This is a genomic window from Neobacillus sp. NRS-1170 (assembly GCF_050468025.1).
Genome location: NZ_JBITPF010000132.1, coordinates 1 through 1,604, shown reverse-complemented (window position 1 = coordinate 1,604; position 1,604 = coordinate 1). Strand labels below are relative to the sequence as shown.

At 39.8% G+C, this 1,604-nt stretch carries 1 protein-coding gene; it reads left to right on the top strand.

The annotated features are described in order from the left end of the window. The first annotated feature begins 246 nt into the window (after positions 1-246). Positions 247-1,521, top strand: coding sequence for a group II intron reverse transcriptase/maturase (gene ltrA, locus ACIFOT_RS32335; protein ID WP_430073075.1), 1,275 nt, complete (start codon positions 247-249; stop codon positions 1,519-1,521). Positions 1,522-1,604 lie beyond the last annotated feature (83 nt).

Sequence of the window (1,604 nt, the reverse complement as noted above, 5' to 3'; positions counted from 1 at the left end):
TGTCTTACCCTGGGAGGTCTTGCGGATGTACAAAAGTACAGTCGAAAAAGGTTTGTCGCAAGAAGTCAGCAGAAGCCATAGTAGTGAAATTAATTCACGAAGGGCTGAACAATTTATAGTGTTTCAACACCACGAATGCGTAAGTGACGAACTCCGAATGTGTTAATGGTGATAGTATGAGCGTATCTCAAAGGATAACCAAAATGGAGCTATCACCTACTACGTGAGAGGGAAGGAGAAACGAGTGTGGAACTTTTAGAACAGATTCTAAGTAATCAAAATATGAATGAAGCCTACTTGCGTGTCTATAAAAATAAAGGTGCAAGTGGAGTCGATGGAGTAACAGTGGATGAGCTAAAGCAATATCTGAAAGAGAACAAGGATGAACTGCGTCAGCGCATCAGAACAAGAAAATACCAACCGCAAGCTGCCTTAAGAGTGGAGATCCCAAAAGAAAATGGCAAGATGCGCAAATTGGGAATACCAACAGTAGTGGATAGAGTAGTTCAACAAGCCATTCATCAAGTTCTCAGTCCGATATTTGAAGAACAGTTCAGCGAATTCAGTTACGGTTTCAGACAAAAAAGAAGTTGTGAGATGGCGATTTTAAAAAGCCTAGAATTTCTGAATGATGGTCATGATTGGGTAGTCGACATTGACCTTGAAAGATTCTTCGATACCGTCCACCACGATAAACTCATGCGAATTATATCCAACTCAATAAAAGATGGAGATGTCATCTCGTTAATCAGAAAATACTTAGTCAGTGGAGTCATGGTGAATGGAAAATATGAAGACACACCTGTCGGTACTCCGCAAGGAGGAAACCTTAGTCCATTACTGAGTAATATTATGTTAAACGAACTTGATAAGGAACTAGAGAAAAGAGGACTAAGTTTCGTGAGGTACGCTGATGATGCCCTTATCTTTGCGAAAAGTGAAAAAGCAGCAAACCGAGTAATGAACTCAATCGTGAGATTTATAGAGGAGAAATTAGGTCTGATAGTCAACGCAGAGAAGAGTAGAATCTCCCGTCCAAAAGAATTAAAATTCTTAGGATTTGGTTATTATTACGACGTTAATAACAAGAGATACCAAGTGAGACCTCATTCAAGTTCGGTACAGAAGTTTCAAAGGAAACTTCGACAACTGACAAAACGAAACTGGAGTGTTCCACTAGACTACCGAATATTGAAACTGAAACAGGTTATATTTGGATGGGTAAATTACTTCAGAGTGGCAAACATGAAAAAGGTGACTGAACGAATAGACACTAAGCTTCGCTCCAGAATTAGGGTCATCATCTGGAAACAATGGAAAGTAGCGAAGAAACAAATCAAATCGCTTATTCAGCTAGGGATTCCAGAGGAAGAAGCGAAAGGATTAACCTACTGTCGAAGAGGATACCGATACATAGGATTATCAAAAGTCGTCCAAAAAGCAATCTCAAATAAAAGACTAAAGCAGAGGGGGCTCCCCTCTGCTTTTGAACACTATCTAAAAGTACACACTGTAATATAAATTGAACCGCCGTATACGGAACCGTACGTACGGTGGTGTGAGAGGGGCGAAAATAATCAACTTATTTTCCCTCTACTCGATTT